The following is a 24,537-nucleotide window of genomic DNA, read 5'->3' as shown; positions in this document are numbered from 1 at the left end:
CGCCGATGGAGAGCCCCCGCCTCCTCGATGCCGGCGAGGCCGCCCTGGTGGCGGAGTTCGGCACCACCGTCGATCCGGCGATCCACGACCGGGTGCTGGCCCTCGACGACGCGCTTCGCGCCGCGCCGCCGGAGGGATTGCGCGAGACGGTGCCGACCTACCGCTCGCTGATGATCCACTACGATCCCCTGGTCCTCGACCGGGACACGCTCGCCGCGCGGGTGCTGGCGCTGGCGGCAACGCCCGGCGCGGCGCGGGCCGGCGCCGCCCTCTGGACCTTGCCCTGCTGCTACGATCCGGATCATGCCGAGGATATCGGCGCCGTGGCGCAGGCGACCGGGCTCTCGATCGAGCGCGTCGCCGCCCTCCATGCAGGAGCCGAGTACCGGGTCTACATGTACGGCTTCGCCCCGGGCTTCGCCTATCTGGGCGGCCTCCCGAGAGAACTGGCGGTCTCGCGCCGCGCCACGCCGCGCCCGCCGCATCCGGCGAACGCGCTGCTGATCGGCGGCGGGCTCGCCGCGGTCGGCACCTTCCCGATGCCGACCGGCTGGTACGTGGTCGGCCGTACGCCGGAGCGGCTCTACGCCCCGCACAGGCCCGAGCCGTTCCCGGTCGCCGTCGGCGACACGCTCCGCTTCGAGGCGGTGGATGCCGCCACCTTCGCGGAACTCGATCGCCGCGCCGCCGCCGGCGAGGTCGTCGCCCAGCGCCGGGAGGCCGCATGAACCCCAAGGTCGACACGCCCAAGCTCAGCATCCTCTCCGCCGGTCCCGGCGTGACGCTCCAGGATGGCGGCCGCCACGGCTACCTGCGCTACGGCATCACCGCCGCCGGGCCGATGGACCCGCTCGCCCACGCCACGGCCAACCGGGCGCTGGGCAACCCCCTCGGGGCCACCGCCCTCGAAGTGTCGCTCGGCGGCGTGGAGGTGACCGCCGAGGGGGGAGCGCTTGGCATCGCGCTGGCCGGCGGCGAGTTCCGGATCAGCCTGGACGGCATCCCCCTGCCGCCGGCCTGCGCCCTGACGCTCCACCCCGGCAGCCACCTGGTGGTGCGGGCGGGCCGGACCGGGGCCTGGGCCACTCTCGCCGCTTCGGGCCGGTTCGACATCGCCCCCACCCTCGGCTCGACCGCGACCCATACCCGCTCCGGCTTCGGCGGCCTCGACGGGCGGGCCCTGCGGGCCGGCGACCGGCTGACGATCGCGGAGGCCCGCCCCGGCCCGGCCGATCCCCACGCGCTCGTGGTGCCCTGGCTCGTGCGCCCGCCGGAGGAGATCCGGGTGGTCATGGGCCCCCAGGACGATTTCTTCAGCGACGATCAGATCGCCGCCTTCCTGGCCGGGCCCTGGACGGTGACCACCAAGGGCGACCGGATGGCCTGCTTCCTCGACGGCACGCCGCTTACCCACGCCAAGGGCTACAACATCGTCTCGGACGGCATCGCCATGGGGGCGATCCAGGTGCCCGGCGAGGGCTGGCCCATCGTTCTGATGGCCGACCGGCAATCCACCGGCGGCTACCCGAAGATCGCCACGGTGATCGGCCCGGATCTCGGGCGGCTCGCTCAGGCGCAGGGCGGCACGCGGATCCGGTTCCGCGCCGTCGACCGTGCCGAGGCGGTGGCGGCGCGGCGCGCCGAGGCCCAGGCGCTGGCCGGCCCGGTGGCGATGGAGCCGCTGATCCGCACCGATTTCAGCGCCGAGTTCCTGCTCGGGCGCAACCTGATCGGCGGCGTGGTGGACGGGGCCGGGGCGCATGCGCCGTAGGGGCGGTCGCGGACTGTTCGTAGACGATCCAGACGCTGGGCTTCTCCTCTCCCCGCCCGCGGGGAGAGGAGGTCCCCGCGATTTCCGTTTTCCCCCGTCAGCCTGCATCGACGAGGCCGATGCTCGTCGTCTGTCAATCCAGCTCAGTCCCCGCCATAGATCGGAAACCGCCGGCACAACGCCAGCACCTCGCCCCGTACCGCCGCCAGCCCGGCCGCATCGTGGGGCGCCGCGACGACCCGGGCGATCCAGCGGCCGATCTGCCGGAACTCCTCCACGCCGAAGCCGCGCGCGGTGCCGGCATTCGAGGACAGGCGCAGGCCGGACGGCGCCTCGGGCGGGCGGGTGTCGAACGGGATCTGGTTCTTGTTGACCGCGAGGCCCGCCGCCTCGAGCGCCTTGGCCGCCACGTCGCCCGTGATCCCTTGAGGCGAGAGATCGACCAGCATCAGCCCGCAATCGGTGCCGCCGGCGACGAGGCGCATCCCGGCCTCGGCGACGCTCCCGGCCAGCGCCCGGGCATTGTCGAGGACGGCCTGGTTGTAGGCCGTGAATTCCGGCCGCAGGGCTTCGCCGAAGCACGCCGCCTTGGCGGCAACCGCGTGCATCATCACCGAGCCCTGCACGCCCGGGAAGATCCCGTAGTTGATCTTGTCCGACAGGGCGGGATCGTTCCACAGCACGAGCCCGCCGCGGGCGCCGCGCAGGGACTTGTAGGTGGTCGAGGTCACCACGTGGGCGTGCGGGAAGGGGTGAGGATAGAGCCCGGTGGCGACGAGGCCGGCGAAATGCGCCATGTCGACCATCAGGAGCGCCCCGACCTCGTCGGCGATGGTCCGCAGGCCCGCGAAATCGAGGGCGCGGGCATAGGCCGAGCCGCCGGCGACGATCATCGTGGGGCGGTGCTCGCGGGCGAGGCGGGCGACCGCGTCCAGATTCACGCGCTCGCTGGCGCGCTCCACGCCGTAGCGGACGATGCGGTAGTCACGGCCCGTCAGGGTCGCCGGATGGCCGTGGCTGATATGGCCGCCGGCCTCGACGCCCATCGACAGGATGGTGTCGCCGAGCGCCAAGAGGCCGAGGAAGACGCCCGCATTGGCGTTCGAGCCCGAATGGGGCTGCACGTTGGCGAAGCGGCAGCCGAACAGCCGCGTCGCCCGGGTCACCGCCAGGGCTTCGATCGCGTCGGCATGCTCGGCGCCGCCATAGTAGCGCGCGTAGGGAAGTCCCTCGACGGTCTTGTTGGTGAGGACCGATCCTTGCGCCTCCAGCACCAGCCGCGAGACGATGTTCTCCGAGGCGATCAGCTCGATCCCGTCCCGCTGCCGGGCGAGCTCGCCGCGGATCGAGGCGGCGAGCTCCGGGTCGGCGTCGAGCCCGCGGTCGAAATAGCCGTCGTGGAGGAGGCGCATGGTTGGAGGGTCCCGTCGGTGGCAGGACCCGAGTGTCGGGCTTGCCGGACCGGCCGGCAAACGGGATAAGCTGAGCCTCTGGCCAAGCTTTTCTTGGCCTCGTTTCCTTGGTCGAGAGAATGCGAGGCCCCGCGATGGATCCGGCCGGCCGGGCGGCCCCGCCCTCCCTCAACGCCCTGCGGGCCTTCGAGGCGGCGGCGCGCCACGGCGGCTACGTGGCGGCGGCCGAGGAGCTGCACGTCACCCCGGCGGCGATCGGCGCCCAGGTGAAGGGTCTCGAGGCCTGGCTCGGCCGGCCGCTCTTCCACCGCCGGCCGAACGGCCTGTGCCTGACGCAGGAGGGGAGGGCGGTGCTGCCGTCCCTGACCATGGCCTTCGACGCGCTGAACCACGCGGTGCGGGTGATGCGCGGGGTCGGCCGGCCGCGCAGCCTGACGCTCGCGGCCCTGCCCTGCATCGCCCAGCTCTGGCTCGCCCCCCGGCTCCCGGCCCTGCAGGCGACCTTCGACCTCGACGTCGCGATCCTGACCCGGGACGACCCGCCGGACTACCTCCGCGAGCGCGTCGATCTCGGCCTGTATTTCGGCGAGGCGCCGGCCGGCTGCGCCTCGGTCGTGCTCGCTCCGGACGACCTGTTCCCGGTCTGCGCCCCCGCGCTGGCAGCGGCCCTGCGCCACCCGCGGGACCTGAGCGGAACGACGCTCCTGCACGATTCGGTCTGGCGCGAGGACTGGCCGCGCTGGCTCGGCCGCCACGGCGCCGGGGCCCTGCGGCCGGCCCGGGAGGCGGCGTTCTCGCTCTACGGCATCGCCCTCGACGCCGCGCTCGCCGGCCACGGCGTGCTCATCGGGCACAGCGCCCTGGTGGGCGAGGCGCTCGCCGCCGGGCGCCTCGTCGCGCCGTTCGGGGATCGGGTGGTGGCGGGGGCGCCGCTGCGGCTGGACATGCCGGAGGGCGGGGAGGCGGCGCGGCTGGCGCCGGTGATCCGGTGGTTGAGCGGCGAGGGATCGCAGGCCGGCCCGTGCGACCGCGCGGAAGGGGACTGAGGGCCGGACCAGGCCTGCCGGCGCGTGCGCCGGCAGGCCTTGGTGACACCGACCTCGGGCCGAGGCTCAGAACGCCGCCCGCACGCCGGCAAAGACGCTCCGGCCGCTGCCGGGGTAGAAGGCGGCCAGAGCCGCCGCGCCGCCCGCCGTCGCGGCGGCGTTGGTCACCACGGAGATGTCCGAGATGTAGCGCGCATCCGTGAGGTTGCGGGCATCGACGAAGAGCGACACCCCGTTCTCGAAGTCGATCCCCGTCTGGATGTTGAGCAGGGCGTAGCCCGGGACCCGCAGCGTATTGGCGTGGTCGGCGAAGGCCCCGCGCGGCACCCAATCGACCGAGGGCGAGAGGTAGAAGCCGTTCGGATGCCGATAGCTGGCCACGGTCCGCAGCACGTCGTCCGGGATCCCGGCGATGCGGTTGTTGCCGAAGACGGGGTCGTGAACGAAGCGGAAGTCGTTATGCGTCCAGATCTGGGCGACGCTGACCGTGTCGCCGGCGCCCGTCAGGTCCCGCACCACGTCGAGGGTGACGGCGGCCTCCACGCCCTGATGGACCGTGCGCGGCGCGTTGAAGGTCGCCGCCGGGATGTTGAGACCGGGATTGATCGAGAAGTTGATCAGTTCGTCGCGAACGTTCGACCGGAACACCGTGACGTCCCAGGCCAGCCGGTCGACCCGGCCGCGTGATCCCGCCTCGACGGTCCAGGCGCGCTGCGCCTGCAACGGCACGAAGGTGGTCCTCAAGGTATTCTGCTGAACCAGATCGGAGAAGTCCGGCACGTCGCGCGAGCGGGTGATGTCGCCGAAGACCTGGATGTCGGGCAAGGGCTGCCAGAGCAGGCCGACCTTCGGGTTGACGCCCTCGTAGGTGGCATTGCCGAACTGCACGTTCGGGCTCGCCGGCAATCCGCCCTTGTTGCTGTAGGTGCGGTTCGACGAGAAGACCTTGGCGCCGGTCATCAGCGCCAGGTCGGACAGGAACCAGAAGCGGTTCTCGCCATAGGCCTCGTAGTTCGACGCGCTCTGGAGGGCGTTCGCCGTCGGCGCGCCGCGCTGGCCGGCGATGTTGACGAACTGCAAGGCGGTGTTCTGGCCGGCGAAGGCGCGCAGCCCGAGGATCGCGTCGTTGCGAAAACCCGCCACGTCGAACGTGCCGGCCCAGTGGGGCGCGATGCCGTAGGTCCAGCCGTCCTGGTCGATGACCTGGAAGATCGGATGGTAGAGGCTCTTGTGAATCGCCCAGGTGTCGATGTCGAGCTTGCCGACATCGAGAACCAAGGACGTGCGGTTGGCGATCCGCTCCGTCTCGACCTTTCGGGACTGGTTGCCGCTGATGGCGCTCGGGTTCGCCGAGCGGGGCGTGTTGAAGGCGTCGAAGAGCGTCAGGGTACCCGGCAGCTTCTGGTCGGTCAGGTAGGTGCCGAGAAAGAACCGGGTCTCGACACCCGGCGCGAGCTGGTAGCCGAGATTGGCGTTGACGTTCTGCGTGCGCTGCGCCTCGTGCTGGCGGTAGCCGTCCGAGTTCGTCACGGTCCCGTTGAGCAGGAAGTCGGCCGGACCGGAGATGCGCGAGAACTGGACATTCTCCCGGATGGTGTTGAAGCTGCCGCCGTCGATGCGGAGGATGGTGGGCGCGAGCGCCGTGTGGGCGGTCGGGGTGACGGTGTTGACGGCGCCGCCCAGGGTCGTTGCCCCGAAGGTCAGGGCGTTGCCGCCCTTGTAGACCTCGATGGACCGGAGGGCGAGCGGGTCGACCTGGTAGAAGTCGCCGCTGCCATCGGCCAGGTTGAGCGGAATGCCGTCCTGCAGCAATTCGAGGCCGCGCAGATGATAGCCGCGGGCGATGCCGGAGCCGCGCACCGAGAGGCGGATCTCCTGGCCGTAGCGCTCCTGGACGTAGACCCCGGGCACGTCCTTGAGAACGTCGCGCAGGGTGTTGGCGTAGCGGCTCTGGACGTCCGCGGCATCGACGAACGCGACCGAGCCGACCGTCGCGTTCACCGCCGCGCGCTGCCGGGCAATGCTCGGGACCGTGACGGACCCGGCGGCCTCGCCGGGACGAGGGCTCGTGCCGGCCCCTGGTGGAGCGGCGCCCCCGACCGTGATCTCGTCGAGCGGGATCGAGGTCGGACCGGCGGACTGGGCAAGGACCGGGGTGGTGGCAAACAGGGTGAGAAGCAGGGCGGCATGCAGCGCGACCCGCGGAACGGAATCCATGACTGACATCCATCGTGTGACTGATCCCAAGAGGCGATCGGTCAGGCGATGGGGGGCGCTCTCGCGCTGGCATGGGCCCCGGGCGGTGCGCGGGGACGGGCGACGACCTCCGGACGCCAGGACGCGCCGACGATCCTGCGGACCGGCCAGGCGATGAGGGCCGAGCCGAGGACCGGGACGGTCAGGACATCGAGGCTGTGCGCCGCCGTACAGCAGGCGAGATGGTGGTGAACGGGAGGCGCCTTGACCGGATCATCGGGCGACGAGCCGACGTCCGGAGCGCAGAGGATATGCGGGAGACCGGGCTGGGCGGTGGCGACAGCGCCGGTGAGGAGGGCCTGCAGGGCAAGCGCATAGAGCGCAGCGACAGCGACCGCCGCACGGAAGCCTCTCCAGCTTGTCCACCCCCTCTGCATGGATCCCTGCGTAAGGCCGAGCTTCCGAGAGGGTCAAGCAGGATTGCTGGATCGCTCACCGATTCGGCATCCATGTGTCTCCGGCACCGGTCGGGCTCAACCGCCCGCGGGCCCACCCACCGGCAGCCCCGCCTCCGGCAGCGGCGCCTCCACCCTCGCCACCACGCCGCCCGGCCGGTACTCCACCTCCGCCGTGCCGCCGATCTCGGCGGCCAGCACCCGCTCGATCATCCGCGAGCCGAATCCGCGCCGGGCCGGGGTCGAGACCGGAGGACCGCCTGTCTCCTCCCAGCGCAGCCGCAGGCGCGCATCGCCGGTCACCTCCCAGGTCAGGAGCACCCGGCCCCGATCGTCGGAGAGCGCGCCGTACTTGGCCGCGTTGGTCGCCAGCTCGTGCAGGGCCATCACGAAGGCCAGCGCCAGCCGGGGCGGCAGGCGGATGGGCGGTCCGCCGATCGTGAAGCGGGTGCCGGCGCCGCTGCGGAACGGACGCAGGGCCTCTTCGGCGATCTCCGCCAGGGTCGCGCCCTCCCAGGCATCCCGGGTCAGGATGTCGTGGGCAGCCGAGAGCGATTGCAGGCGGGCATTGAAGGCGGTGCGCGCCTCAGCGAGCGAGGTCGCATGAGTGAGGGTCTGGTTGGCGATCGACTGGATCGTCGCCATGGAGTTCTTCACCCGGTGGTTCAGCTCCTCGGCGAGCAGGGCCCGGTGCTCCTCGCCGCGCTTGCGCTCGGTCACGTCGAGGGTCACGCCGGCCATGCTCAGGGGTGCACCGTCCGCGTCGTAGAAGGGCTGGCCGCGGATCTGAAGCCAGCGCACCTCCCCGCCCGGCGTGCGGATCCGGTACTCGATGTCGTAGTCGCTCCGGGTCTCGATCGAGTCGCGGACCGCCGCCTGCATCCGGTCGCGGTCCTCCGGCAGGATCGCGGCGATCAGGTCGTCGAAGGTGAACGGCTCGCCCGGATCGCGGCCGAGATTGCGCTTGCAGCTCTCGGAGGCCACCAGCCGCATGTCGGCGAGGTCGAGGGTCCAGGAGCCGAGGCGGGAGGCCCTGAGGATGAAGTGCAGGCGCTCCTCGCTCCGCCGCAGGGCGTGCGTGCGCCGCTCGATCTCCCGCTCCAGCGCGTCGCGGTCGGCTTGCAGGCGCACCAGCCGGTCGCGCTCCAGCGTCGCGTCGAATTGCGAGGCGAAGAAGTAGGTGAGCCGGCCCTGATCATCGAAGACCGGGGAGACGAGCAGGCGGTTCCAGAACGCCTCGCCGGTCTTCTTGTGGTTGAGAAGGTCGATCTCGATCGGGACCTGCCGCTCGATCGCGTCACGGATCTGCGCCACGTCGGCCGGGTCGGTCTCGGGACCCTGGAGGAAGCGGCAGTTGCGGCCGAGGATCTCGTCCCGGGGGTAGCCGGTCAGCTGCGAGAAGGCGTCGTTGACGAAGACGATCGGGTTGTCGGGCTGGTGCGGATCGGTGATCACCATCGGCATGCGCGTCGCCCGCACGGCCGCCGCGAACGGATCGGGGCTCGTGCCGGTCCGGGTCAGCTCGGTCGCGATGCGGCTGTCGTCGCGATGGTCGGTCACGCTTGTCCTCGCCTCCCGGGCGATCCCGTCGGTCTGGTCGTCAGGCGCGGATCCCCGCCTCATGGTCAATGGCCCGGCGTCACGCAATGCTTGGCTTTGCTGCAAAAGCGCGCATCCGGCGACCTCCTTTGCAGTGCTCGTCATCGAACATGATCGCACCCGCCAAGTTGCCGGTGCCGCGCGGCGAAATCCGTCCCGCAGCAGGATCTCCACCAGCGCCGGCGCGGCACCGGGCTCCCAGGATACGGGGAGCGCACGTCACGGATGCGGCTCCGGAAACCCGTGGCGCTCGTGCAGCGCCCGCAGGATCGCGTCCTTGTCGTCGGCGAAAAGCAGGGCGCCGTGGCGGCCGGTGGCGAGGGCGTCCGGGGCGTCGGGGGCGAGGATCAGGAGCGGCAGCGACTGGTGAGCGTCTCCGAGGCGGTCGATCAGCGCCCGCCGCGGACGCGGCCAGGGCAGGCGCGTCACGTCGAGGCGCCCGGCCCGTTCGGGGAAGCCCGCGAGCACGCCCTCGATCAGGGCGCAGTGCCAGCAATAGAAGCGCCGGCCCGGGAAGGCCGGGTCGGCGAAATCCGGGATCAGCAGGTAGAGGTGATCGCGCAAGACCCTCGCCCTCGCTCGTCGCTCAGGCGTCCTGGCGCGGCAGCATCCGGTCGAGGAGGGCGTCGCGCCGCGCGATCAGGTGCCAGGCGGTGGCCAGCACGTGCAGCGCCACCAGGGCGTAGACGGCGTACTGACCCGCCAGGTGGATCTGGTCGGCGAGCTTGGCCACCGCCTCGTTCTTCGCCATGAAAGGCGGGATCGGGAACAGGAAGAAGTACTGCGTCGTGTTGCCGGCGGCGGCCGAGAGCACGAAGCCGCTCGCCGGCATCAGCAGGAACACGAGGTAGAGCAGCCAGTGGTTGATCCGGCCGAGCAGCGCCAGGCCCCGCGGCACGTAGACTTCCGGCGGGGCCGGGTGCCAGGCCCGCCACAGGATGCGGAGGGCGACGATGGCGAAGATCGTGATGCCGACCGACTTGTGCAGCTGGAAGTAGACGCCCTTGGCCGGGCTCGCCGGCAGGCTCGTGGCGATCCAGGCGAGCGGCAGCACCGCCAGCACCAGGGCGGCGGTGAGCCAGTGCAGGCCCTGCGCCACGGCCGTGTAGCGCGGCTGCTCGACGCGGGCGATCGGCATCGGCGCGCGGGTGGACAGGTCGAGCATCCGGAAGGGTCCTCAAGCGGCCGCCGCCCTCGCGGCGGCGATGGATCACCCCGGCAGGCTAGACAATACGCGACGCACGGTCACCCTGGAATCGCTCGAAATGCCGGGGACGGGCGCGGCGTCAGATCGCCGCCGCCGGATCGCCCCCGAGAGGATTGCCCTCGTCCTCGTTGCGGTCGTCTCGGGCGTCGTCCCGACGGTCGCGCCGGCGTCGGCGGCGTCCGCCCTCGGCGAGGGACTGGGCCAGCGCCCGGAACGGTGCGGTCAGGCGGCGCACGTCCTCGGCACGCTCCATGAAGCGCTCGCCGTTGCGGATCTCGCGGTCGAGCGCCGCCATGGTGCGGGCGAGCGCCGGATCCTCGTCCTCCAGCCACACCTCCATCACCCGCGCGAAGGCGATCACCACGCCCTGGAGCTTCAGGCGGCCGAGCGGCCCCTCGGTGCTGATCCCGGCGGAGGCCAGCATGAAGCGCTGCGAGTTGAGCGCCACCTGGTTGAGGGCGGCAAGCGACAGGGGATCGCCGCGCAGCGCGAAGGCGATGCGGCGCAGGGCCGGCTTGTAGGGATCCATCGCGTCGAGGCGGCGCATCAGCACGTCGAACAGCCGCTCGCGGGTCGGCTCCTCGTCGAGGTCGTCGCTGGCGCCTTCCAGCACCTGCTTGTCGATCATGCGGGCGAAGCCGCCGAGCACCGCGCCCTTCGACGGATAGGCGTCGCGGAACTCCGCCAGGCTGACCCCGGCCTCGCGGGCGATGTCGGCGATCTCGATGTCATTCCAGGGCTGCTCGGCGGCGAGCCGCATCAGCGCCTCGACGATCGCCTCCCGGGGCGGCAGGCGGGTGGTCTCCGGCCCGCCGCCGGCGCCGTGCTGCTCGCCGGAGGTCGTGTCGCCGGATGCCGTGCCGTCGGACACCTTGGGGGTGCGGGCCATGGATGGACGCTCCGATACCGTTGAGGCGAAAGGGGAGCGCGCCGCAGCGCCTCCCCGAGGCGGATCGCCCGCCCCGACCGCCTATCTAGGGATCGTCCCGCCCGCCGGGCAGGGGGCCGCGGCGACGCGCCCGCGTGAGCCGTGGGTGATCTCGTCGGGCGGGCGTCAGCCCGCCAGCTCCCCGGCCCGGCGTTTCGCCGCCGCCACGGCCTCGCGCATCAGGGGGGCCAGGCCATCCTCGGCCATCAGCACCGAGAGGGCCGCCGCGGTGGTGCCGCCCGGCGAGGTCACGTTCTGGCGCAGGGTCCCCGGCTCCTCGGGGCTCTGCCCCAGGAGCTCGCCCGCCCCCGCCACGGTCTGGCGGGCGAGGCGCGCCGCCACCTCGGCCGGCAGCCCGGCGGCGACGCCCGCGGCCGCCAGGGCCTCGGCCATCAGGAAGACGTAGGCCGGGCCGGACCCCGAGACCGCCGTCACGGCGTCGATCAGGTCCTCGCTGTCCAGCCACTCGACGAGGCCGATGCCGGAGAGGAGCGCATGAGCCTTGCGGCGCTGGTCGGCGCTGGTCTCGGGCGAGGCCGCGGCGCCCGTGGCGCCCCGGCGGATGCTCGCCGGCAGGTTCGGCATCGCCCGCACCACCGCGCGGGCGCGGGGCAGGCGGTCCTTCAGGTTGGCGATGGTCTTTCCGGCCAGCACCGAGACCACGACGGTATCCGGCCCGACGAGCGGCGCCAGGGCGCCTGCTGCGGCCTCCAGGCCCTGCGGCTTGATCGCCAGGACCAGGGCCTCGGGCTCGGCCGGCGCGGCCGGGTTGAGGGCGATGCCGTGGGCGGCGCAGAGGGCCGCCATGGCGGGGGCCGGGTTGGGATCGATGACGGCGACGCAGGCGCCCGGCAGCCCGTCGGCGAGCCAGCCCTCCAGCATCGCCCCGCCCATCTTGCCGGCGCCGACCAGGATCAGCGAGGCCGGCAGGGTCCCGCCCTCGCTCACGCCTCGCCCTCGGTCTCGAACAGCACCGCGTCGAGGGCCTCACGGGCCGACTTGCCGGCCCAGATCACGAACTGGAACGCCTGGAAGTAGCGCTCGCAGGCCTCGACCGCGGTCTTCAGCATCGTCTCGCACTGGCCGTGCGTCGGCTCGGCGCCGCCGGTGAGCAAGAGCGCGTGGCGGAACATCACCACGTGCTCGCTGTTCCAGAGATCGAAATGGCCGACCCAGAGCTGCTCGTTGACGAGCGAGACGAGCCGCAGCACCTCGTTGCGCCGCCGCTCCGGCACCTTCAGGTCGAAGGCGGACGCGACGTGCAGCGCCTCCACGTCCTCGATCCACGTGAAGGCGACATGGTACTCGGCCCACTGACCGGCCACCGCCACCGACATCTCGTCGGTCTCGGCACGATCGAAGATCCAGTCCCGGAGGGAGGCGAGGCGCTCGACGACATCGAGCGGGTGCTCGGCGCGGTTCAGGTCGTCGATGTTGAGCTGGGTCATGGCGATCCAAGTTTGGCTCGTCAGAGCGGGAAACAGCTGCGTCAGCGGACGCGGCGAGTGTCGTCTTCAAGGCAGATCGCGACCCGGGCACGGTCAGGACGTGCAGGCGATAAGCTAAAGCGCCGACTTGTCTCCCCTGAGCGGCTGCGAATCAGTGCGTCACCCACTATAGCCCGGGCGAGTCCAGGGACTCAAAGCGGAAAGCCGCGGTGGCGGCGGCGCACCGCCGGCTATCCACCGAAGCTTCCTGTGCACAAGCGGGGCGCCGCCGGACGAGGCGTCAGGCCGTCGCCGTGTCGCCGGCCGCCGGGCCAGCCGTCGCACCCTTGGCCTTGGCGGAGGCGATTTTCGTCTCCGGCGCCTTGGTCCCGGCCGGAGCGGCCTCCAAGGCCGCGACCCGGGTCGCGAGCGCGTCGTTCTGGGCCCGCAGGGACGCGACGAGGTCGCGCAGCACCTCGACCTCCTCGCGGGTCGCCACGTCCATGTCCCGCAGCATGCGCTCGATCTGCGCCTTGACCATGGTCTCGGCCTCGCGGCGCACGCCCTGGGCCGCGCCGGCGGCGTCGGTCATCAGGCGGGCGAAGTCGTCGAACAGGCGGTTCTGCTGCATGAGAATCCTCCGGGGCTGGTCCTGGTGCACAGCCCTAATGCATTTCGTGGCGGAATGGGCCCCGGTCCGGGCTCCCGATCGCGCGAAAATACGGCACCATCGCGATGACGCCCGTGCGGGCGCCCTCAAGCCCGTGGGACGGGGTCGGTTGCGCGACGGTGTCGCGGGCGGGATCCAGCAACAGACGGTTGCACAATGATGGCTTCAAGCAAAACCCGGTCTCGGGCATAAGGCGGAACCGTGAGCACGACACCGCACATCCTGATCGTCGAGGACGATCGCGAGATCAGCACGCTGGTCGCCCGCTACCTCCGCGGCAACGATTGCCGGGTCTCGATCGCCGGGGACGGCCGCGAGATGGACCGGCTCCTGGCCGATTCCCGCGTCGACCTGATCGTCCTCGACCTGATGCTGCCGGGCGAGGACGGATTGTCGATCTGCCGGCGCCTGCGCGCCGGCTCCGGCATGCCGATCCTGATGCTCACGGCGAAGAGCGAGGAGATCGACCGGATCGTCGGGCTCGAGATCGGGGCCGACGACTACCTGGCCAAGCCCTTCAACCCGCGCGAACTGTTGGCCCGCATCCGTGCGATCCTGCGCCGCGGCGCCGCGTCCCAGGGCCGCGACGACGAGGGCGTGCGCCGCCACGCCTTCGCGGGCTTCGTGCTCGATGCGGGCCTGCGCCAGCTCCTCAACCCGGAGGGCGCCCAGGTGGCGCTCACCGGGGCCGAGTTCGACCTCCTGCACGCCATGTGCCTGCGGCCGGGCCGGGTGCTCTCCCGCGACCAGCTCCTCGACCTGACGCAGGGCCGGGCGCCCGGGCCGTTCGAGCGCAGCATCGACGTGCTGGTGAGCCGCATCCGCCAGAAGATCGAGCGCGATCCCCGCAACCCGGAGATGATCAAGACCATCCGCTCCGGCGGCTACCTGTTCACGCCGGAGGTGGTCTCGACATGACCGGGAAGGGGCCCCTGCCGGGCCGCATCGCCGGGCAGCTCGCCCTCCTGGTGGTCGCCGCGATCGTGGTCACCCACGTCGTCGTGACGGTGGCCTTCCTGCTGCTGCGCCCGGAGCTGCGCCGCTCCGACGAGCGCCCGAGCGCGCTGGCCAACCGCCTCGTCACCGTGGTCCACATGGTGGCGGCCGCGCCGGCGGAAGACCGGGCCGACGTGGTGGCGGCGGCCCGCCACAGCGCCTCCTCCCTCCACCTGACCCTGCTGCCCGCCAACGAGCCGAACGCGCCTAGCCCGTCGAGCGCCGACGTGCCGGAGATCACGGGCCTGCGCGCGGCCTTGGGGCCCGGTTACGGCGTCGCGGCCGAGCACCAGCCCGCCGGCGCCCTGCACCTGCGCATCGCCGGGCCGGGCGGCCTGCAGCTCGCCGCCGACCTGCCGCCCCTGCCGCTGCCGCACCCGCCGCTGACCAGCGCGGTGCTGATCACCCTGGTCTTCCTCGCCCTCTCGCTGACGCTGCTGTCGATCTGGGCGACCCGGGCGCTCACCGCGCCGCTCGCGCGGCTGGCCGAGGCGGCAGAGGCCTTCGGCACCGCCACCGAGGCGCGGCCGCTGCCGCAGCGCGGGCCGGAGGAGGTGCTGGCGGTGTCCCGGGCGCTGGGCCGGATGCGCGACCGGGTCTTGCGCCTGATCGACGACCGCACCCACATGCTGGCGGCGATCAGCCACGACCTGCGCACGCCGATCACCCGCCTGCGCCTCAGGGCGGAGTTCCTGGAGGACGAGACCCTGCGCCGGCAGTTCCTGCGCGACCTCGACCAGATGAACGCGCTGGTCGAGGCGGCCCTGTCCTTCGTGCGCGACGGCCAGTCCCGCGAGGGCCTGAGCCTGATCGATCTCGCCTCGGTGGTGCAGACGGTCTGCGACGGCTTCGCCGATATCGGCGAGGCGGTGCGGGCCGAGGACCTGCGGCCGGCCCTGGTGCGCGGCTCCTCCGGCGAGTTGCAGCGGGCGCTCACCAACCTGATCGACAACGCGGTGAAATATGCCGGCGGCGCCACCGTGCGCCTCGTCGAGGCCGGGCCGGGCCGCGTCGCGGTCGAGATCCTGGACGAGGGCCCGGGGATCCCGGAGGAGGAGCGCGCCCTGATGCTCCAGCCCTTCGTGCGCGGCGACCGCGCCCGCACCCTCAACGAGGCCGGCGGCTTCGGCCTCGGCCTGTCGATCGCGAGCGCCATCGCCCAGTCGCATGGCGGCGCGTTCAGCCTGGAGAACCGGGCTCCGCAGGGCCTGTGCGTGCGGCTCGAACTGCCGCGGGCGCCCGGCGCCGTGCCGCGCCAGCCGGCGGCCCGGGCCGCCTGACACGGCTCGCGAACGATCCGTTCGGACGCCGCGCCACCGGATACGTCCGGCGAAGATGTAGCGTCTCGTTGCGTCACGGCGCGGCGCAACGGAAGGAAACCTTTCTCTTGCGTCGGCGAAAGTTCTCTTAAGCCGCGCCGGACGCACTCTGACCCGCATCGGGGATGACGGATCGTCCCCGTCCACGCGAGGTCCCCGCCCCATGACCACCGTCTCCGCATCCAGCGCCGCCGCCCAGCCGATCAGTCAGCCCAGGGTCGAGAAGGCCGGCGGGCCCAAGCAGCGGCTCCTCGACCAGATCTCGGCGCAGCAGCAGGCCGGCAGCCTCGGCGACACCGACGCGAGCGCGCTCACGAGCGCGGTCCAGGATATCGACCAAGCGATATCGGGCACCTCCGGCACCCGTGGCGGCACCCGCCTCGACCCGGCGCAGGCCAGGAGCCGGATGGACGACCTCATCGGCGCCGAGGTCACCAAAGGCGCCCTGACGAGCGACCAGGCGACGACGCTCAAGAGCCTGCTGTCGTCTCAGAAGGGCGGTGGCCGCGACGGGGATCGCGGTGGCGTCGGCGGCGCCGGCGGTCCTCCCCCCGGCCCGCCGCCCTCCGGCGGCGCCGACACGGCGGGCTCGACCGACACGGCCTCCGCCACCACCGACGCCAGCGATCTCCTCGCGAGCTTCCTGAAGCAGGTGCAGGACTCGCAGGCGCAGACCCAGGCGAGTGGTTACGGCGCGAGCGGCAGCGGGAGCACGACGAAGGGCAGCCAGGCGGCGGTGTTCGACTTCCGGGTCTGATCAGACCGCCCGGGCCCGATCACCGCGCCAGTTCACGCAGGCCCAGGCGGATCAGGGTCTTGGCCTCCATCGCCGCCGCGCCTTCGCCGGCCCCCTTCAGCGCCGCGGCCACCGCCGCCGAGGCCTGGACCTGGGCGTAGCCGAGATTGACGAGCGCCGAGATCGCGTCAGCCACCGGCTGGGGCGCGGTGTTGTCCTCCACCGCCCCGGTAAGCTGGATCAGGGCCGGGTCTATGGCTGAGAAGGCCGGGGCCTTGTCCTTCAGCTCGGCCACCAGCCGGGCGGCGAGGCGGGGGCCGACGCCGGGGGCGCGGGCGACCGCGCCCTTGTCGCCGGTGGCAATGGCGGTGGCGAGGTCGCCCGGCTCCATCACCGAGAGCACCCCGAGGGCGACCCGGGTGCCGACGCCCTGCACCGTCTGGAGCAGGCGGAACCACTCGCGCTCCGCATCGGCCCGGAAGCCGTAGAGGCGGATCATGTCCTCGCGCACATGGGTCTCGATCGCCAGCTCCGCCGCCTCGCCGATAGGGGGCAGGCGCTGCAGCGTGCGGGCCGAGCAATGCACCACGTAGCCGACGCCGTGCACGTCGAGGATCACGAAATCCTCGCCGTAGGAATCCACGACGCCCTTCAGCTTGCCGATCATCGCCCGTTGAGTCTCTGGCGGGCCGGACGGCCCTGAGACCCGGCCCATACCCAGCCCGGACCCGGCCCACAAGGCGGCGCGTCGCCCCGTCGGCGATGCGCCGCGCCGCTCTCGTCAGCTCAGGCGGCGCAGCGTGGCCCGGCGCAGGCTCTTGCCGATCTCCCGGCCGAGTTCCAGGAGCAGCATGTCGAGGATCTTGAGGAGGAACGGCCGGTCCGCGCTCGCCAGGGCCTCGCGGGCGGCGATGCAGGCCTCGGCGGCCTGCTCCAGGGGGGAGTCCGGCCGCGCATCGACGCAGTGGCCGTAGGCGGTGTCGCTCAGCGCGCTGCCGGTCATGTCGACCAGGATGCCGTGCGCCCGGGCCGGGCGGCCGTCGCGGCCGCGCTCGTAGCGGGCGCGGGAGAGCACCCACAGCGTCCGGCCGGCGGCATCCCGCACCCGGAACTCGGCCACGAACGAGCCGCCTTCCGCCGCGCCGTGCTGCATCCGGGCGATGACGGCGTCGCGGTCGTCGGGATGGATGCAGGCCGCGAAGACCCGCAAGGGCGCGCCCTTCGCCAGGCGGTCGAGATCGGCCCCGAACAGGCTGCCGGCGACATCGTCGGCATGCATCCGGTCGCCGGCGATGTCCCACGACCAGGTGCCGACCATGTCCGCCGTCACCGGCAGGGACGGCCGCGCCGTCCCGGCGCCGCGTCTTCCCTCGACGTCCCCGATCATGGTGGTCCGCTTCTCCCGTCGCCTCGCTCGACCCCCGGTGGTCGGGCCCCGTCCCGGCCTTGTGCGCTTCTCCGGCGAGGCCGGTCAATGCAGTCGTTTTACGGGCGCCGCACACATGAGCGAAAGATCCCGCGGACCGTTTCATCCTCGGACGGTCTGCCTCCGGCAAGACGATGTGCTGGATGGGGATTTTTAGGGCGCAAGCTATTCATTCACCATGGGAATGAATATCGTATTTGTATAGACGTAATCGAATATGCGGGCGTGATGGGCCGCGCATGCCGCCGGCGATCGTGCCGATCCGGTGACGCGAGCCGAGCGGCACCGCCTCGCGGCAGGCGGCCTTCGATCGCGTACCGTGCCGCAAGCCTCCCTCCGCCCAGGGCCCCCGGATCGGCCCTGGAGCCGGGAGACCGGTCCATCCCGTGTCGTGGCGAGCAGGAGCGGGCCGGGCGCTCACTCCCGCTCCAGCGGCCGCATCACCGCGTAGAGCGCGGTCTTCGCCTCGAAGCCGATGCCTGGCACGTCCGGCATCGCGACCCGGCTGTCCTCCACCGGCACCGCGTCGGCGAAGCCGCCGAAGGGGGCGAAGACGTCCGGGTAGCTCTCGTTGCCGCCGAGGCCGAGGCCGACCGCGATGTTGAGCGCGAACTGGTGGCCGCCATGGGGCACGCAGCGGCGCGGCGACCAGCCATGGGCGCGAAGAACCTCGAGGGTGCGCAGATACTCGACCAGCCCGTAGGACAGGGCGGGATCGAATTGCAGGATGTCCCGGTCCGGCCGCAAGCCCCCGTGGCGGATCAGGTTGCGGGCGTCCTGATGCGAAAAGAGGTTCTCGCCGGTGGCGAGGGGCCCGTCATAGGTCGTGGCGAGTGCCGCATGAGCCAGGTAGTCGAGGGGATCGACCGGCTCCTCGTACCAGCGCAGCCCGTAGGGTGCGACCGCCCGGCCGAAGCGGATCGCCTCTTCGAGCGTGAAGCGCCCGTTGACGTCGACGCAGAGGCGGGACCCGTCGCCGCCGAGCACGCTCAGGACCGCCTCGATCCGGGCGATGTCCTCCTCGAGCGGCACCAGCCCGACCTTCATCTTCACGGTGCTGTAGCCGCGGTCGAGATAGGAGCGCATCTCGTCCTTGAGGGCGTCGAGGCCCTTGCCCGGATAGTAGTAGCCGCCGGCGGCGTAGACCCAGGCCTTGGGATCGGCCTCGCCGCCGCGGTAGCGGTCGGCGAGCAGCCGCCACAGCGGCACGCCCTTCGCCTTGGCGAGCGCGTCCCACAGGGCCATGTCGAGCACCCCGACCGCCACCGAGCGCTCGCCGTGGCCGCCGGGCTTCTCGTTCTTCATCATCGCCGCCCAGGCCCGGTGGGGGTCGACGAGCCCGTCCTCGCCCTGGAGATCCGCGGGGGGCGCCGCCAGGAGGCGCGGGATGAAGCGCTCGTGCAGCAGGCCTTGCGGGGCGTAGCGGCCATTCGAGTTGAAGCCGAAGCCGACGACCGGGCGCCCGTCGACCACGGCGTCGGTCACCACCGCGACCACGCTCGCCGTCATGGTCGAGAAGTCGATCCAGGCGTTGGCGATGTCCGACTTGATCGGCGCGACGATGTCGCGGATGGCGGTGATGCGCATGGCGGATCCCCCTCGGGAGGCTGACGGGACCGTCTCGTAGGGGTGCGCGCCCACGCTGGCAAATGCGCGGGACGCAGGTGTCGGCCCGACGCGCGGGACGCAGGTGTCGGCCCGACGCGCGGGACGCGCCTGGCGTCAGCGCGCGGTGCCGTTCTTCTGAGAACCGGGGCCGGTGCCGGGCGAGCCGCTGCCGGTCGGGCCGTCGCGCTTCACGGTCGGGCCGGGGCCCATATTGCCGCCGCTCGACCCCTGCGAGCCGGTCGAGCCCATGCTGCCCGGGTTGTTGCCGCCGATGCCGGTGCCCGGCGGCTGGCTCGCCATGCCCGACCCGGTGTTGCCGGTCGAGGACGGGGCGGCGCCGCTGCCGTTGTTGATGCCCTGGGCGGCGGCGGCGCCGGTCACGAGCGCGAAGGAGAGGGCGAGGAGGGTGCGCGTCGGCATGAGGGTGTGTGTCCGCGGTTCGGGATGCGATCGGACCGGGGCAACGGCAGGAGCGGGCCACCGTTCCCGCCCGGAGGCGTGCCCCGGTCGGACGGGCGACGAGCCGAGGCGCACGGCCGCCCATGCGGCGGGCCGTTTGGGACGAACCGCCTGGCCCGGCGGGTCTTGGCATGGCGGGTCTTGGCCTGGCGGGTCTTGGCGGGGGTTGGCCTGGCGGGCCAGCCTCATGTCTTTGCATCTCGGTCGCTCTGCATGCAAAGTATGGGGTCTGTCGTCCTGCCGTCATGGGGCGGCGGCTATCGCCACCCGGCAGAAGGTGGCGCGGATCTTGTTAGGGAGTGCGCGGGGTCCGGTCGCGACCCGTCCCGCGCGAAGGAGATGAGATGCAGGTGTTCCTGATCGCCCTGGGGCTCGTTGCCGTTCTGGTCGTCGTCGGCGTGTTCGGTCATCATCCCGATACCCGCGAGGATCCAGTCTCCCGGCGGCGCTCCTGAGCGGACGGCGAGCGCGGACGGGCACCGGCGCAACGGCCGCGTCCCTGCCGCGTTAGAGTCTGCGGGCGGCCGCGTCGGCCCCTTGGGAGTCAGGTTCTCCTGCGACAGGAGTCCATCATGCCCGCATCGCGTTCGCTCACCCGCGTGCTCCTCGCCGGCGCGCTCGTCTCGACCGGCTCCCTCGCCCGGGCGCAGGCGCTCCCCGACCAGACCGGCACCGGCGGCGGGCCGCGCTCCACCATCACGGCGCCGAATACCAGCTCGGTCGGCCAGACCGTGCCGCATCCCGGCGCGGCCGACCAGCGCCTGGAGCGCCGCATCGATGACCGCACCCGCCAGGAGCGCGTCGACGACCGGATCGACACCGGTATCTGCGTCGGCTGCAACCGATAGGCCGGCCGGGCGTCCCGTCAGCCCAGCAGCTCGGCGAGGCGCGCCCGGGCGCGGTTGATCCGGCTCTTCACGGTGCCGACCCGGCACTCCATCGCCGTCGCGATGTCCTCGTAGGAGAGGTCGTGCACGGCGGAGAGCAGCAGCGCCTCGCGCTGGTCCGGCACCAGGCGCTCAAGGGCGGTCTGCACGTCGCGCAGCTCGAGGTTGCCCTGCTGCGCCGGCAGGGAGACCAGGCTCGCGGCGAACAGCCCGTCGGGATCGCCGACCTCGCGCGCCCGCTTCTGGTGCTCGGAATAGAAGCTGTTGCGCAGGATGGTGTAGAGCCAGGCCGAGAGGTGAGTGCCGGGGGCGAACCGGTCCTGCGCCGCCCAGGCCTTGAGCAACGTTTCCTGCACCAGGTCGTCGGCACGGGTGCGGTCGTTGCACAGGGTCACGGCCCGGCGCCGCAGCCGCGGCACCTCCTCCAGGAGGTCGCGGCGGAAGGCCTCGGCCGAGGCTGTGTCGAGGCCGGCTAGGGCCGCGGCGAGGCGGGCGACCAGCGCCTGGAGGTGCGTGGAGGGCGCGAGCGCGGCGTCGTCGTAGGCGACGCGCAACGCCGCCCCGAGATGGGCCTGGATCCCGGCCGGCAGGGAGGGCGCCTCGGCGTGCGCGGGATCGGTCCGGTCCGGATCGCTTCTGGGCTCGTTGTCCTTGGGCTCGTTGTTCTCGGACGTGTTCTTGGGCGACGGCGCCATCGTGCGGTCTCCGGTGACCGACGCTTAAGGCATGCTCCGCCGTACCATTACAATGATCCGGGCGTACTAGTCCTTCCGGTGGTCCGACACGGCGGTCGCCCTGTCCCGCAGACCCGGCACCAGGAGCAACGCTGCCCCGCAGAGCCCCGTCATGACCCAGAACGCCCCCGCCCCGAGGGCGCCGTAGAGCGGGCCGGCCGCCAGGGTCGCGAGGGCGGTGGCGAGGCCTAGGCCGAGCGTGCCGTAGACGGTCTGGGCCGTCGCCGCGAGGGCGGGCGGCACCGTCTGGCTGAGGATCCGCATCGCCGCGAGATGCAGCAGTGCGAAGGTCAGCCCGTGCAGGGCCTGGATGCCGACGAGGGCCGGCAGCGCGACGGTGAGCGCCGCCACCGACCAGCGCAGGGCTCCGGCACCCGCCGCGAGGCCCAGGGCGCCGGCGGGGCCGAGGCGGGCGAGGAGCGGCGGGCCGAGGAGAAAGAAGACCAGCACCTCCGCCGCCACCGCCTCGGCCCAGAGCAGGCTCGCGGTGGACGGAGTCAGGCCCGCTGCCCGCCAGCGGATCACCGCGAAGGCGTCGTGCACCGCGTGGCTGCCGATCACCAGGGCTGCCACCGCGACGAGGCGGCGGAAGGTTGCGGAGCGCAGCAGCAGCCCGGCCCCGGCGCTGCCGCGCCCCCCGGAGGGGGCCTCGGCCGGGCTCGCGGCGTCCGGCAGGCGGAGCGTCGCGCCGGCCAGCGCCGCGAAGGCGATGGCGCCGGCCACCGGCAGGGCCGCGAGGCCCAAGGATCCCGTGACCTGGCCGGCCGCCAGGGTGCCGGCGATGAAGGCGGCCGAGCCCGCGCCCCGCACGGTGCCGTAGGCGAAGCGGAAGGGCTCGGCGGCAGTCTTGGCGGCGGCAGTCTTGGCGGCGGCGGCGGTCAGGGCCAGGGCGTCGGCCAGCGGCGCGAGCGGCGCCGTCGCGGCGGCGTGGGCGAGGCCGGCGAGCATGAGCCCGGAGAAGCCGTGACCGGCGAGGTACAGGAGGGCGCTTCCCGCCGAGAGGGCCGCGCAGGCCGCGAGCACGCCGCGGCCCGCGGCGAGCCGGTCGGCGACGCGGCCCGCCAGGGGCCCGGCAGCGAGCCGGATGCCGGTGGCGGCGGCGAGCACCAGGCCGACCTCGGTGGCGGAGAGCCCGCGCTCGCTGAGGAGCGCGGGCAGGAACGGCGTGGTCAGGCCGTAACCGGCATAGAGCGCGGCGTAGACGAGGAGGAAGCGCGGCAGAACGGCTCCGACTTGCATCGCGCAAGCCTACCCGGATTTCCGGTCCGTCGCGCTGTCCCTCAGAGCAGGCTGGCGCCGTACGGGTGGTCCCGCGGCGGCTCGACCGTGACGATAGTCCCGAGGCCGAGGACGAGGGCGCCGGCGGCGCAGAGGGCGAGGGAGAGAGCAGCGATGATCATGGCGCCGAGCTTCGCGAGCCCGTGCTTAACGCGAGCTTGCCGAACAGGGTGAAGAGAGGGAAAACCCCAGCATCCACACCGCGCAGACGGGCGGGTGCGGCGACGCCGCCACGGTCACGCAAATGCCACCATCGCGTCAAAGGCCGTGACCACGGCAAAGATCGCCATCGCGGCAAAGATCGCCATCACGGCAAAGATCGCCATCACGGCAAAGATCGCCATCACGGCAAAGATCGCCATCACGGCAAAGATCGCCATCACGGCAAAGATCGCCATCACGGCAAAGATCGCCATCACGGGAGGACGCCCCATGAAGTACCGCACGCTCGGCCGGTCCGGCCTGAAGGTCTCGCCCCTCTGCCTCGGCACGATGATGTTCGGCGGGCCGACCCCCGACGACGAGGCCGGGCGCATCGTCGCGGATGCGCGCGAGTGGGGAATCAACTTCATCGATACGGCGGACGTCTATACCGAGGGGCGCTCCGAGGAGGTGGTGGGCCGGGCCATCGCCCGCGACCGCGACGCCTGGGTGCTCGCCACCAAGGTGGCGAACCCGATGGGGACGGGGCCGAACGACCGCGGCCTGTCCCGCGCCCACATCGTGCAGGCCTGCGAGGCCAGCCTCCGGCGGCTCAACACCGACCGGATCGACCTCTACTACCTCCACAAGGAGGACCACGAGACGCCGCTCGCGGAGACGGTGCGGGCGATGGCCGACCTGATCCGGGCCGGCAAGGTGCGGTATTTCGGGGTTTCCAACCACCGCGCCTGGCGGGTGGCGGAGATCTGCCGCCTGTGCGACGAGCACGGCATCGACCGGCCGGCGGCGAGCCAGCCCTATTACAACGCCCTCAACCGGATGCCGGAGGTCGAGCACCTGCCGGCCTGCGCCCATTACGGCCTCGGCGTCGTGCCCTACTCGCCGCTGGCCCGCGGCGTGCTGACGGCGAAGTACCGCCCCGGCGAGGCCCCGCCCGAGGGCACCCGCGCCGGGCGCGGCGACACACGGATGATGCAGACCGAGTGGCGGCCCGAGAGCCTGCGCATCGCCGAGGAGCTGAAAGCCCATGCGGAGGCGAAGGGCGCCTCGGTGATCGACTTCGCGGTGGCCTGGGTGCTCAACAACCGCGCCGTCACCGCGGTGATCGCCGGACCCCGCACCTTCGAGCAGTGGCTCTCCTATGCGCGGGCGCTCGATTACCGCTTCACCCCGGAGGACGAGGCCCTGGTCGACGGCCTGGTGCCGGCCGGCCATCCCTCGACCCCGGGCTACACCGACCCGGCCTATCCGCTCGAGGGCCGGACCACCTGGACGGCGGCCCTGGACTGAGCCACGCTCGTCTTCGTCAGGCTAACGGCGCATCCGGTGTGGATGACGCCGGTCCGACGGCGATTTCCTCTTGGAACGCGCCGCGCACGGCTTAGTTGTTGACGCTATGTGCCCAGGCATGTCCACTGTTCGACCCTGGGAGATGGGTTGCAGACCGGAGGAGACCGATGGCGATCAAGACCACCAAGAAGGCCGAGACGAAGGCCGAGCCCGAAGCCGCCGCCCCGAAGGCCAAGGCTGCCCCGAAGGCCGCCGCCAAGGAGGCCAAGGACGACGCCAAGGATGAGGGCAAGGGCAAGAAGGTCGCCGCTCCGAAATCCGGCGACAAGCCGAACGCCCTGCAGAAGCCGCTGCAGCCGACGCCCGAGCTCGCCGCCATCGTGGGCGACAGCCCGATCCCGCGCGGCGAGGTGGTGAGCAAGGTGTGGGATTACATCCGGAAGCACTCGCTTCAGAACCCCGAGAACAAGCGCGAGATCCTCGCCGACGACAAGCTGAAGAAGGTCTTCGGCAAGGACAAGGCGACGATGTTCGAGATGAACAAGTACCTCGCCCAGCACCTGAAGTAAGACGAATCGTCAGGCGCCAGGCGCTCAGCCTCCTCCCGTCCGGATGGTCGCGCGACGCGGCCATCCGAGCCCCGGCCGGGGCCAGGATGGGACCTGGCCGTCATCGATGCCCGCGCGCGGATGAGCGCGCCCCGGGCCGCTCCCGGCTCGCCGGATCATCCGATGTCCCCGACCCGCGATCCGGACGCGTCCAGCCGGCGGCGCGCACTCGCCGCCATCCTGTTCCTGATCGTCCTGGTGGCCGGCGGCGTCTGGCTCGCCGACGCATTGCGTCGGGAATCGGCCCGCGAGGATTGCCTGGCGAGCGGAAGGCGCGATTGCGGCGACGTGCAGAGGACCCCGTGAGGGGCAGGACCCGCCCG

26 protein-coding genes are annotated in these 24,537 nt (G+C 72.3%); 10 read left to right on the top strand and 16 right to left on the bottom strand.

Features of this window, described 5'->3' with window-relative positions; genetic code table 11:
• Positions 1 to 5: 5 nt before the first annotated feature.
• Positions 6 to 728: a 5-oxoprolinase subunit B family protein gene (locus DA075_RS00470; RefSeq protein ID WP_099951521.1), complete on the top strand. Its 723-nt coding sequence runs from the start codon at positions 6 to 8 to the stop codon at positions 726 to 728.
• Complete coding sequence (locus DA075_RS00465; protein ID WP_099951520.1) at positions 725 to 1,771, top strand: 5-oxoprolinase subunit C family protein; 1,047 nt, start codon at positions 725 to 727, stop codon at positions 1,769 to 1,771. The genes DA075_RS00470 and DA075_RS00465 overlap by 4 nt, the downstream gene beginning before the upstream one ends.
• A gap of 143 nt (positions 1,772 to 1,914) precedes the next feature.
• Here the strand turns inward: DA075_RS00465 and DA075_RS00460 are convergent, their stop codons facing one another.
• Positions 1,915 to 3,183, bottom strand: coding sequence for a serine hydroxymethyltransferase (locus tag DA075_RS00460; protein WP_099951519.1), 1,269 nt, complete (start codon positions 3,181 to 3,183; stop codon positions 1,915 to 1,917).
• 134 nt (positions 3,184 to 3,317) lie between these two features.
• Between DA075_RS00460 and DA075_RS00455 the strand changes: the two genes are divergently transcribed.
• On the top strand, positions 3,318 to 4,229 hold the full coding sequence (locus DA075_RS00455; protein WP_164712178.1) for a LysR family transcriptional regulator: 912 nt from the start codon (positions 3,318 to 3,320) through the stop codon (positions 4,227 to 4,229).
• Between the two features lie 66 nt (positions 4,230 to 4,295).
• On the opposite strand, the gene DA075_RS00450 is transcribed toward DA075_RS00455, so the two are convergent.
• From DA075_RS00450 to DA075_RS00410, 8 genes are all read right to left on the bottom strand, one after another.
• Positions 4,296 to 6,446 carry a TonB-dependent receptor family protein gene (locus tag DA075_RS00450; RefSeq protein WP_099951517.1) on the bottom strand — a complete coding sequence of 717 codons (2,151 nt, stop codon included), beginning with the start codon at positions 6,444 to 6,446 and terminating at the stop codon, positions 4,296 to 4,298.
• A 512-nt stretch (positions 6,447 to 6,958) separates the two neighbouring features.
• Complete coding sequence (locus tag DA075_RS00440) at positions 6,959 to 8,440, bottom strand: HWE histidine kinase domain-containing protein (protein WP_232386695.1); 1,482 nt, start codon at positions 8,438 to 8,440, stop codon at positions 6,959 to 6,961.
• A 258-nt stretch (positions 8,441 to 8,698) separates the two neighbouring features.
• On the bottom strand, positions 8,699 to 9,043 hold the full coding sequence (locus tag DA075_RS00435) for a DUF3088 domain-containing protein (RefSeq protein ID WP_099951514.1): 345 nt from the start codon (positions 9,041 to 9,043) through the stop codon (positions 8,699 to 8,701).
• Between the two features lie 22 nt (positions 9,044 to 9,065).
• On the bottom strand, positions 9,066 to 9,644 hold the full coding sequence (locus DA075_RS00430) for a cytochrome b (protein ID WP_099951513.1): 579 nt from the start codon (positions 9,642 to 9,644) through the stop codon (positions 9,066 to 9,068).
• Between the two features lie 121 nt (positions 9,645 to 9,765).
• On the bottom strand, positions 9,766 to 10,575 hold the full coding sequence (locus DA075_RS00425) for a TetR/AcrR family transcriptional regulator (protein WP_244936456.1): 810 nt from the start codon (positions 10,573 to 10,575) through the stop codon (positions 9,766 to 9,768).
• A gap of 165 nt (positions 10,576 to 10,740) precedes the next feature.
• A complete protein-coding gene (gene proC, locus DA075_RS00420) occupies positions 10,741 to 11,562 on the bottom strand; it encodes a pyrroline-5-carboxylate reductase (protein WP_276330923.1) in 822 nt (273 codons plus the stop codon).
• The gene (locus tag DA075_RS00415; RefSeq protein WP_099951512.1) at positions 11,559 to 12,062 is read right to left on the bottom strand and encodes a type III secretion system chaperone family protein; all 504 of its coding nucleotides are present in this window, start codon (positions 12,060 to 12,062) and stop codon (positions 11,559 to 11,561) included. The genes proC and DA075_RS00415 overlap by 4 nt, the downstream gene beginning before the upstream one ends.
• A gap of 280 nt (positions 12,063 to 12,342) precedes the next feature.
• Positions 12,343 to 12,672 carry an accessory factor UbiK family protein gene (locus DA075_RS00410; RefSeq protein WP_099951511.1) on the bottom strand — a complete coding sequence of 110 codons (330 nt, stop codon included), beginning with the start codon at positions 12,670 to 12,672 and terminating at the stop codon, positions 12,343 to 12,345.
• A 240-nt stretch (positions 12,673 to 12,912) separates the two neighbouring features.
• Between DA075_RS00410 and DA075_RS00400 the strand changes: the two genes are divergently transcribed.
• The 3 genes from DA075_RS00400 (at position 12,913) to DA075_RS00390 (ending at position 15,783) form a co-directional block, all read left to right on the top strand.
• Positions 12,913 to 13,629: a response regulator gene (locus tag DA075_RS00400; RefSeq protein ID WP_099951509.1), complete on the top strand. Its 717-nt coding sequence runs from the start codon at positions 12,913 to 12,915 to the stop codon at positions 13,627 to 13,629.
• Positions 13,626 to 14,987, top strand: a complete 1,362-nt coding sequence (locus tag DA075_RS00395) for a sensor histidine kinase (RefSeq protein ID WP_099951508.1) — start codon at positions 13,626 to 13,628, stop codon at positions 14,985 to 14,987. The genes DA075_RS00400 and DA075_RS00395 overlap by 4 nt, the downstream gene beginning before the upstream one ends.
• Positions 14,988 to 15,189: 202 nt before the next feature.
• Positions 15,190 to 15,783, top strand: a complete 594-nt coding sequence (locus DA075_RS00390; protein WP_099951507.1) for a hypothetical protein — start codon at positions 15,190 to 15,192, stop codon at positions 15,781 to 15,783.
• Positions 15,784 to 15,802: 19 nt separating this feature from the next.
• Here DA075_RS00390 and ruvA read toward each other — a convergent pair whose 3' ends face one another.
• From ruvA to DA075_RS00370, 4 genes are all read right to left on the bottom strand, one after another.
• A complete protein-coding gene (ruvA, locus tag DA075_RS00385) occupies positions 15,803 to 16,429 on the bottom strand; it encodes a Holliday junction branch migration protein RuvA (RefSeq protein ID WP_099951506.1) in 627 nt (208 codons plus the stop codon).
• Between the two features lie 114 nt (positions 16,430 to 16,543).
• Positions 16,544 to 17,149 (bottom strand): PAS domain-containing protein, encoded by a 606-nt coding sequence (locus tag DA075_RS00380; RefSeq protein ID WP_099951505.1) that lies wholly within the window; start codon positions 17,147 to 17,149, stop codon positions 16,544 to 16,546.
• Positions 17,150 to 17,605: 456 nt separating this feature from the next.
• The gene (locus DA075_RS00375) at positions 17,606 to 18,775 is read right to left on the bottom strand and encodes a mandelate racemase/muconate lactonizing enzyme family protein (RefSeq protein WP_099951504.1); all 1,170 of its coding nucleotides are present in this window, start codon (positions 18,773 to 18,775) and stop codon (positions 17,606 to 17,608) included.
• 135 nt (positions 18,776 to 18,910) lie between these two features.
• Positions 18,911 to 19,216 carry a hypothetical protein gene (locus DA075_RS00370; RefSeq protein WP_099951503.1) on the bottom strand — a complete coding sequence of 102 codons (306 nt, stop codon included), beginning with the start codon at positions 19,214 to 19,216 and terminating at the stop codon, positions 18,911 to 18,913.
• 611 nt (positions 19,217 to 19,827) lie between these two features.
• Here DA075_RS00370 and DA075_RS00365 point away from each other — a divergent pair.
• Positions 19,828 to 20,103 (top strand): hypothetical protein, encoded by a 276-nt coding sequence (locus DA075_RS00365; RefSeq protein ID WP_099951502.1) that lies wholly within the window; start codon positions 19,828 to 19,830, stop codon positions 20,101 to 20,103.
• A 17-nt stretch (positions 20,104 to 20,120) separates the two neighbouring features.
• Here DA075_RS00365 and DA075_RS00360 read toward each other — a convergent pair whose 3' ends face one another.
• From DA075_RS00360 to DA075_RS00350, 3 genes are all read right to left on the bottom strand, one after another.
• The gene (locus DA075_RS00360; RefSeq protein WP_099951501.1) at positions 20,121 to 20,837 is read right to left on the bottom strand and encodes a sigma-70 family RNA polymerase sigma factor; all 717 of its coding nucleotides are present in this window, start codon (positions 20,835 to 20,837) and stop codon (positions 20,121 to 20,123) included.
• Positions 20,838 to 20,903: 66 nt separating this feature from the next.
• Positions 20,904 to 22,115, bottom strand: a complete 1,212-nt coding sequence (locus tag DA075_RS00355) for an MFS transporter (protein ID WP_099951500.1) — start codon at positions 22,113 to 22,115, stop codon at positions 20,904 to 20,906.
• A 275-nt stretch (positions 22,116 to 22,390) separates the two neighbouring features.
• Positions 22,391 to 22,600 (bottom strand): hypothetical protein, encoded by a 210-nt coding sequence (locus DA075_RS00350; RefSeq protein WP_164712177.1) that lies wholly within the window; start codon positions 22,598 to 22,600, stop codon positions 22,391 to 22,393.
• Between DA075_RS00350 and DA075_RS00345 the strand changes: the two genes are divergently transcribed.
• From DA075_RS00345 to DA075_RS00335, 3 genes are all read left to right on the top strand, one after another.
• Positions 22,587 to 23,606 (top strand): aldo/keto reductase, encoded by a 1,020-nt coding sequence (locus DA075_RS00345; protein ID WP_099951499.1) that lies wholly within the window; start codon positions 22,587 to 22,589, stop codon positions 23,604 to 23,606. The two genes, DA075_RS00350 and DA075_RS00345, sit on opposite strands and share 14 nt — an antisense overlap.
• A 167-nt stretch (positions 23,607 to 23,773) precedes the next feature.
• Complete coding sequence (locus DA075_RS00340) at positions 23,774 to 24,175, top strand: SWIB/MDM2 domain-containing protein (protein ID WP_099951498.1); 402 nt, start codon at positions 23,774 to 23,776, stop codon at positions 24,173 to 24,175.
• 162 nt (positions 24,176 to 24,337) lie between these two features.
• Positions 24,338 to 24,520 carry a hypothetical protein gene (locus tag DA075_RS00335; RefSeq protein WP_099956312.1) on the top strand — a complete coding sequence of 61 codons (183 nt, stop codon included), beginning with the start codon at positions 24,338 to 24,340 and terminating at the stop codon, positions 24,518 to 24,520.
• Positions 24,521 to 24,537: the final 17 nt, after the last annotated feature.

Source organism: Methylobacterium currus, assembly GCF_003058325.1.
Lineage (GTDB): Bacteria > Pseudomonadota > Alphaproteobacteria > Rhizobiales > Beijerinckiaceae > Methylobacterium > Methylobacterium currus.
Note: the sequence above shows the minus strand (reverse complement) of the source record. Positions and strands in the feature narration are given on the sequence as shown.

Bases quoted from the DNA above. Each gene is read 5' to 3' on its own strand.
- DA075_RS00460 (WP_099951519.1), bottom strand. From the start codon at position 3,183: ATGCGCCTCCTCCACGACGGCTATTTCGACCGCGGGCTCGACGCCGAC.
- DA075_RS00390 (WP_099951507.1), top strand. From the start codon at position 15,190: ATGACCACCGTCTCCGCATCCAGCGCCGCCGCCCAGCCGATCAGTCAG.
- DA075_RS00450 (WP_099951517.1), bottom strand. From the start codon at position 6,446: ATGGATTCCGTTCCGCGGGTCGCGCTGCATGCCGCCCTGCTTCTCACC.
- DA075_RS00340 (WP_099951498.1), top strand. From the start codon at position 23,774: ATGGCGATCAAGACCACCAAGAAGGCCGAGACGAAGGCCGAGCCCGAA.
- ruvA (WP_099951506.1), bottom strand. From the start codon at position 16,429: ATGATCGGCAAGCTGAAGGGCGTCGTGGATTCCTACGGCGAGGATTTC.
- DA075_RS00370 (WP_099951503.1), bottom strand. From the start codon at position 19,216: ATGCCGACGCGCACCCTCCTCGCCCTCTCCTTCGCGCTCGTGACCGGC.
- DA075_RS00345 (WP_099951499.1), top strand. From the start codon at position 22,587: ATGAAGTACCGCACGCTCGGCCGGTCCGGCCTGAAGGTCTCGCCCCTC.
- DA075_RS00455 (WP_164712178.1), top strand. From the start codon at position 3,318: ATGGATCCGGCCGGCCGGGCGGCCCCGCCCTCCCTCAACGCCCTGCGG.
- DA075_RS00380 (WP_099951505.1), bottom strand. From the start codon at position 17,149: ATGATCGGGGACGTCGAGGGAAGACGCGGCGCCGGGACGGCGCGGCCG.
- DA075_RS00360 (WP_099951501.1), bottom strand. From the start codon at position 20,837: ATGGCGCCGTCGCCCAAGAACACGTCCGAGAACAACGAGCCCAAGGAC.
- DA075_RS00395 (WP_099951508.1), top strand. From the start codon at position 13,626: ATGACCGGGAAGGGGCCCCTGCCGGGCCGCATCGCCGGGCAGCTCGCC.
- DA075_RS00375 (WP_099951504.1), bottom strand. From the start codon at position 18,775: ATGCGCATCACCGCCATCCGCGACATCGTCGCGCCGATCAAGTCGGAC.
- DA075_RS00465 (WP_099951520.1), top strand. From the start codon at position 725: ATGAACCCCAAGGTCGACACGCCCAAGCTCAGCATCCTCTCCGCCGGT.
- DA075_RS00355 (WP_099951500.1), bottom strand. From the start codon at position 22,115: ATGCAAGTCGGAGCCGTTCTGCCGCGCTTCCTCCTCGTCTACGCCGCG.
- DA075_RS00410 (WP_099951511.1), bottom strand. From the start codon at position 12,672: ATGCAGCAGAACCGCCTGTTCGACGACTTCGCCCGCCTGATGACCGAC.
- DA075_RS00415 (WP_099951512.1), bottom strand. From the start codon at position 12,062: ATGACCCAGCTCAACATCGACGACCTGAACCGCGCCGAGCACCCGCTC.
- DA075_RS00470 (WP_099951521.1), top strand. From the start codon at position 6: ATGGAGAGCCCCCGCCTCCTCGATGCCGGCGAGGCCGCCCTGGTGGCG.
- DA075_RS00365 (WP_099951502.1), top strand. From the start codon at position 19,828: ATGCCCGCATCGCGTTCGCTCACCCGCGTGCTCCTCGCCGGCGCGCTC.
- DA075_RS00335 (WP_099956312.1), top strand. From the start codon at position 24,338: ATGTCCCCGACCCGCGATCCGGACGCGTCCAGCCGGCGGCGCGCACTC.
- DA075_RS00430 (WP_099951513.1), bottom strand. From the start codon at position 9,644: ATGCTCGACCTGTCCACCCGCGCGCCGATGCCGATCGCCCGCGTCGAG.
- DA075_RS00425 (WP_244936456.1), bottom strand. From the start codon at position 10,575: ATGGCCCGCACCCCCAAGGTGTCCGACGGCACGGCATCCGGCGACACG.